Raw genomic sequence first — 6780 nt, 5'->3', positions numbered from 1 at the left:
ACAGGGGAGGAAGGGGTTTTACTTCGGCAGTTTGCAGTCCGGTCCGCGCGTCACCGGGTTGCAGCGTTCCATCACCCCGCCTGGCAGGGTCGCGGTGAAACCGCGATTCCAGGGCCGGCTCGGCGCGCCGGGATAATAGTCCGTCGACACGGCTTGCGCGCCGCTGTCGATCGCGGCCTGTTGGCGGCCATGATCATTGGCCCGCGCCTCGACCGTGTCGGCGTCGGTGCGGGTGCGGACGATGAAGCCCTGTTTCACCCACGCCTTGATCTTGGCGCCATCGGTGCGCGGATCACCCACGATCTCGACCGAGGCTTCGGGCTGGTCGGTATCGTACCAGCCGAAGATGGGACGTCCCTTCAGCGAGGGATGGCCCGCCCGGTACCGGTCCGACACGTCGCTGGGGGTATCCAGCACGAAGTAGATCTTGCCACGCGCGCGCTCCAGCGTCGGCCAGCCCCTGGTGGTTACGGCCTCGCGCAAGCTGGCGGCGTCGCCGCGCACGTCATCGGGGGTGATCATCCGGTTCGGCGTCAGCACCTCGCGGATTTCCGCATCCAGCGCGTCGAGCAGCGGCGCGGTCAGCGGCAGCGGATCGGTGACGCCGGGCTTGTTGATCGGCCGGTCGGCGGCGTTGATCGTCACCATGATCGGCAGATGGCGCGGATGCGCGCGCGACCAGGCGTCGATCTGGCCAATGCACTGTTTGAAGGTCCCGCAGGAGCGGTAATCGACTTCCGGAATATGGAAGACCTTGAAGCCCGGCTTCATCATCGCAGGCATGTCGAAGCCGGTCTGCTCGCCGGCGGCCCGTGCGATGGCCTCGCCCTTGGGATGGGCGAAGCGCCCGCCTTGGGGATCGGCGAAGATGTCGATCTCCAACTGGCGCACGCCCCGGTCGAGCTGCTGCGCCAGCGTCAGGTGATCGTAATCGAGCGCGGCGGCGAGTTTGGGATCGCGGCGTTCGAGTTCGGCGAAGACCGCCGGTGCAATCCGCTTCTTATAGCTGTTGTGCGAACCGACGACCTGGATGTCGTTCATCCGCAAAGGGCCCTGCGGGGCCGGAGCGGCGGCGGTCGCAAGGACCACCGCCGCGCCAAGGAGCAGCGTTTTCATCAGAATTCTGCCCGCACGCCGAACAGGATCGTCCGGCCATAATAGTTGATCTCGCCGAAGCGCATCTTGCTGTCGTTATAGGTGTCCTGATGCGCGCCCGCGAGATTGATGCCCTCCAGGGTGAGCGTCAGATTGTCGGCGGCGCGTACCGACAACTGGCCGTCGAGCGAACCGAAGGCCGCGACGTAAGTGGGCGCCTGCACCGTGCTGCCCGTGCTCGACAGGTACTTGTCGCGCCAGACATAGGAGAGGCGGGCCGACAGCGGCCCCTTGTCGTAGAAGCCGACCAGGTTGAAGCTGTTCTTCGACAAGCCGATCAGCTGATCCTTGATGGTGCGCGAGCCGGCCGTGTAGTCGGCCTTGACCTCGGTATGGGTGTAGGACCCCTGCACGCCGAAGCCGTCGAACGGCGCGGGCAGGAAGGTGAAGACCTGGCTATAGGCCGCTTCCGCACCGTACACCTTGGCATTGCCGCCATTGACCGAGCTAGACAGGCGGACGATGCCGCGACCCGGAATCGCGATCTCGGTATTCGACTGGGTGATGTAATCGTCCATCGCCTTGTAGAAGACGGCGCCCGACAGCATGCCCGACGGCGCGAAATACCATTCCAGCGACCCGTCGAACTGGGTGGCGAGGAAGGGGACGAGCTGCGGGTTGCCGCCGCTGGCGGTCGGCGCGTCGGTCGATACGGTGATGCGAGGCGCGGTGTCGGTGACGTTGGGGCGGGTCAGCACGCGGCTGGCGGCCAGACGACCGACCAGCTTGGGCGTCAGGTCGGCGCGCAGGTTGAAGCTGGGCAGGACGTTGTTGAACGTCTTGGGATAGCTGACCGGCGTCGCGACATTGCCGGCGGTCAGCGTACCGCTGGCCACCTGATCGGTGTGGACATAGCGGACGCCCAGATTGCCGCTGACCGGCACCTGGCCGGCATCAAACTGATAATCGGCGCGGACATAGGCGGCGGCGATCTTTTCGCTGACGACGAAGGACGAGCGACGATCCCCCAGCGACAGCGGCTGGGCGGCAATGGCGGGGGTGAAGAAGTTGCCGACATAGGCGGCCGTCGTCGGCACCAGCCAGGTGCGGAACGCATTGCCGTCGACGCCCGCCAGGAAGTCGTCATAGGGCAGTTGCTGATAGGCGCCCGCGCCATAATTGGTCAGCGGCTGGTTGGTCCCGGTGTCGATCAGATAGTCGCGACGGAAATAGTCGCGCTTGCGCCAGTGATATTCGCCGCCCGCTGCCAGCTTCGACAGGAAGCCATCGAAATCATGCGCGATGTCGAGCCGCGAATAGAAATCCCAATCCTTGCTGTCCTTGGGCGCGATGTTGAACTGGAACAGCTTGTAATTGGCCGGATTGGTGACATCGACCGGGGTGGTGAAGGTCGGCATCGATTGATAGCCGCCGCTCGCGTCATAGGTCAGCGGCGCGATGAAATAAGCGCGGCTGCGTACGGTGCCGGTGCGGTAGTCGGGATGATAGCTGTGCGCGGCCGACCAGTTGACGTTGGCGGTCACGTGCCAGCGATCGGGGTTCCACGCCTGCTTCAACCCGATGGTCAGCAGGTCGTGGCGGTTGAGGCTGTATTCGCGCGACGCCATGAAGCGGGCATTGTTGATCGTCGCCTTGGTGATCGTATCGCCGATGACCGTATAACCCGGCTGGAGCACGGTCGGCAGTTGCTTGACGCCGCCGATGGTGACGTTGACGTCGTCGGGATAGATGTCGAGGCCGAACTCGTCATAGGCGACGTCGAGGCGCGTCGCGACCACGTCGAGCGTGGTTTCCAGCTCGGTCGTCGGGGCCCATTGCGCCGACACGATGCCCGAGATGCGCTTGCGATCCTCGGTTTCGACGGTCGGGCGGGTGCGGGTGGGCGAATAAAGGCCGGCCGGAGCGCCGCCGCGCGCCGCATCGGTATAGCGGTTCAGCAGCCAGCCGAAATTCATGAAGCGGTCGTTGCGGACCGTCTTGCCCCAATATTGCGCGCCGGCCAGGATGCCGAAGGTGCCGTCGCTGTTCTTTGCGCTGGTCAGCACGGTGACGTTGGGGCGAACATTCTTGGTCTGGGTGGTGTAGGTGCCGCGCATGTTGACGGTCGTGCGATTGCCGACCTCCAGCGGGTGGAAGGTCTTGACGTCGATATTGCCGCCCAGCGCGCCTTCGCTCATGTCGGCGGTCGGCGTCTTGACCACGTCGATGCTCGACGTGAACTCGGCGGGCAACATCTCGAAGCGGAACTGGCGCCCGGCTGCGCCGCCATTCTCGATCAGGTCGTTGAGCGCGATGGTGCGCCCGTTCATCAGCGTGTTCTGGAACTGCGGCCCCAGACCACGGACGCTGACATACAGGCCTTCGCCGCGTGGGCGGGTGATCGCCACGCCGGGGACGAGCTGGAGCGCTTCGGCGACATTCTGGGTCGGGAACTTGCCGATATCGGTCGAGCTGATCGAATCGACGCCGTACGGGGCACGGCGCTTCGTCTCGATGCCGGCGGCCAGGCTGCGCGCATAGGTGCCGTTGACGACGATTTCCTCGCCCTGCTCGCCGTCATCGGTGGCGGCGGTGGTGTTGGCGGGCGTCTCCTGCGCCAGAGCGGGGGCGGTCAGACCGCCGGTCATCAGGATGAGCGAAGCCGAAGCCTTCAGCAGGCTGCGAAACGTGAGCATGATTGTGGTTCCCCATCGGCCTTGGTGCCGGTTCGATGGGGGGCGTTAGGTCGCGCCGGTGTCAGATTGGCGAAATATCGATGACGATATGATGAAAATACCAATCAGGAACCACAACCACACATATGTCGGTCAATTTTCTGGCGTCCGCCTTCCCGTCCTCAGGACAGGTCGGACACCATATCGCTCTCGCCCGCCGTCTGATGGCCGGTCACCTGCGGGCGCTGGCGGCCGATCGTTCGGGCGGTGCGTTCGGGATCGCGCAGCAGCACGCGGCCCGATTTCCACATCAGATCGCCATCGCGGCGCGCTTGCTGGATCATGCGGTTGACGTGAACCGGGGTCAGCCCCAGCGCATCGGCCAGCATTTCCTGGGTCAGCGGCATCTCGAAACTGCCGCCCACGGTCAGCCCGGCGAGCGACAGCCGCTCATAGATTTCAAGCAGGAAGTCGCCGATCCGCTCCTGCGCGTTCAACCGCCCGAGCTGCACAATATGGCCGAGCAGATAGGCCTCGTCGAGCGCCTCGCCGATGGCATAGGCCTGTTCCAGGCTCGATCCGGCGGGGGCGGCCGGCGCGGTGCACAGCACGCACTCGGTCAGCGCGATCACCGTGGCCGAGGCGACGGACATGGCGTGGTGCACCCGTCCGATCACGTCGCCGGGCAGATAGAAGCTCATGAACTGGCGCCGGCCATCGGGCAGGACGCGGACGCGCGCGGCCCAGCCCTGAAGCAGCAGTTGGCTCGCTGGCATCGGGCGGCCCAGGGTCAGGATGGGGTGGCGGGGCGGAACGATCCGCGCTTGCTCCATCGCCTGGCGCAGGCGGTCCTGGTCCGTATCATCCAGCGGCGTGAGGGCGTTCAGCCGGCGCAGCGCGGGGATGTCGGCGGGATCGGCCTCGTTCGCGAGCCGGGCATTGCGGGATAGCTGGGTCATGCGCGTCCTTCATCGGGCATCAGCCGCCGATCGCGCGGATGACGCGATCGGCATGGAATGGCTTGGCGACGATCGACGCCGAGCGATAGGGGGCGGGCAGGGCCCATTCGTCATAGCCGGTCAGGAACGTCCACGGCACCGATCGCGCCGACAGGCGGTCGGCAATGGCGAAGGCGCGCGTGCCAGACAGGTTGACGTCAAGCACCGCGGCGTCGAGCTCCTGCGTCTCGGCCAGGTCCAGACCTTGTTCCAGCGTCGCGACCGGGCCGACGACGATTGCATCGGCGGCGCGCAGCGCGCGTTCCAGATCGCGCGCGATGAAATACTCGTCCTCCACCACGAGGATTCGCTTGGCGGCAAGCGGCGAATCGTGGCTCATCCCTCGGCACTCCGGTTCAACAGGCCGATATCCTCGACCGGCAATGGTAACGATATCACACACAGGACACCGCCACCACGGAATTGCAAATCGGTCCGCGCGCCCAGCCCATAGGGCAAAGCCTCGCGGATCAGCTCGGTCCCGAATCCTTCACGGACAGGCGGGACAGGCATCGCTGGTACACCCGCTTCATCCCATTTTACAATTAGTTCGCATTTGCCATGGGAATGCGGCTCGACGTGCCATGCGATCGCCAGCCGCCCGGATGGATGACGCAACGCGCCATATTTGAGCGCATTGGTCGTCAACTCATGAATGGCCAGCCCGATCGACTCGGCGGTATCGGCGGGCAGGGTCACGTCCGGTCCTCGGATCGACAGCCGCTCATCCTCGATCGCGCCGACGCCCAGCAGTTCGTCGCGGATCAGATTCTCCAGGTCGACCCGGCCCGACAAGGTCTGGGTCGCCACGATCTGGGTCCGCGCCAGCGAATCCAGGCGGCCCCGGAAATGGTCCGAAATCTCGTCGATCGGTCCACCCGCCTCGACCGTGCGGGTGAAGATCGAGCGGACGATGGTCAGGATGTTGCGCACCCGATGCTGCAATTCGGCGACCAGCGTTTCCTGCCGTTCCTGCAACCGGCGCAGATTGTCGATATCGGTCGAGGTGCCGAACCATTCGATGATCGCGCCATGATCGTCGCGCACCGGCGTCGCGCGTGTCTTGTACCAGCGATAGCGACCGCTCTCGGCGTGGAACAGCCGCCCCTCCATGGTCAGGTTGCCGCGATTCCCCGCCTTCGCCCAGAAGCGTTGCGCCGCCTCGCGATCCTCGGGGTGGACGCCCGCCAGCCAGCCCAGGCCCAGGCTTTGCTCCACCGTCAGACCCGTCGTCGCCACCCATTGCGAGCTGGCCCAGGTCCATTGCCCGTCGCGGGTCGCGGTCCAGACCAACTGGGGTATCCCCTCGATCAGGGTCAGCAGGCGGCGCTGACTGGCGCGCGAGGCGACCTCGGCACGTTTGCGCAGCAGCGCCTGGACAATGGCGGGCGCCAGTTCCTCGGCAATCGCCTGCTCGCGTTCGGTAAAGCCGGTCGGGTGGTTGCCCAGCGCGAACATTGCAAAGGTCTCACCGTCCCGACGCAGCGGCACGCCCAGGAAGTTGCGCAGAACCGGATGGCCATCGGGCATGCCGACCCGCGAGGGATGGGTCTCGGGCTCGTTGACGATCAGCGTGCGGTCCTGGAGCATGACCTCGCCGAAAATACCGCGAATTTTCAGGCCGTTGGGCAGCTTGCGTCGCGCGAAGTCGGGATCGTCGCCGCTATAGGCGGTCCAGCCGCGCTCGCTGATCGCGATATGGTCCAGCCGGCCGCTCGCCTCATGCTGCTCGCCGAAGAAACTGAACGCCGCGCCGGTCAGGTCCTCGGCCACTTCCAGGCAGAGCTGGCCCAGTTCCTCTTCGGTCGAGGCGCGCAAGGCTTCCTGGAGAATGCGGTTGATCCCGGCCAGGACATGGGCGTCCCGCAGCACCGGGTCAGCCGGCGGCTTGGGCGCGGCGGGACACGGTGTCTGGTTAGCCGAATCGGTCATGATCACGAATTTCCCGGGACATTCTCAACGATCCCGGCCCGTGCCGGGTCCCCGGTACACACAATTTCGGGCCGGCTGGC

The 6780-nt window shown here is 65.5% G+C and carries 5 protein-coding genes; all 5 read right to left on the bottom strand.

All coding sequences use genetic code 11. The annotated features are described in order from the left end of the window. Positions 1 to 18 precede the first annotated feature (18 nt). Positions 19 to 1116, bottom strand: coding sequence for a phosphatidylinositol-specific phospholipase C1-like protein (locus SP6_RS12470; RefSeq protein WP_007404858.1), 1098 nt, complete (start codon positions 1114 to 1116; stop codon positions 19 to 21). Further along, positions 1116 to 3791 carry a TonB-dependent receptor gene (locus SP6_RS12465; protein ID WP_007404718.1) on the bottom strand — a complete coding sequence of 892 codons (2676 nt, stop codon included), beginning with the start codon at positions 3789 to 3791 and terminating at the stop codon, positions 1116 to 1118. The genes SP6_RS12470 and SP6_RS12465 overlap by 1 nt, the downstream gene beginning before the upstream one ends. A gap of 161 nt (positions 3792 to 3952) precedes the next feature. Beyond that, entirely contained in the window at positions 3953 to 4729 is a 777-nt protein-coding gene (locus SP6_RS12460) for a Crp/Fnr family transcriptional regulator (protein ID WP_007404724.1), read from the bottom strand. Positions 4730 to 4748: 19 nt separating this feature from the next. Then, positions 4749 to 5108, bottom strand: a complete 360-nt coding sequence (locus SP6_RS12455; protein ID WP_042469133.1) for a response regulator — start codon at positions 5106 to 5108, stop codon at positions 4749 to 4751. Beyond that, positions 5105 to 6700 (bottom strand): sensor histidine kinase, encoded by a 1596-nt coding sequence (locus SP6_RS12450; protein ID WP_050794163.1) that lies wholly within the window; start codon positions 6698 to 6700, stop codon positions 5105 to 5107. Before SP6_RS12450 ends, SP6_RS12455 begins: the two co-directional genes overlap by 4 nt. Positions 6701 to 6780: the final 80 nt, after the last annotated feature.

The organism is Sphingomonas paucimobilis NBRC 13935, from assembly GCF_000739895.2.
Classification (GTDB): Bacteria; Pseudomonadota; Alphaproteobacteria; order Sphingomonadales; family Sphingomonadaceae; genus Sphingomonas; species Sphingomonas paucimobilis.
This window is presented reverse-complemented; position numbering and strand designations above follow the sequence as displayed.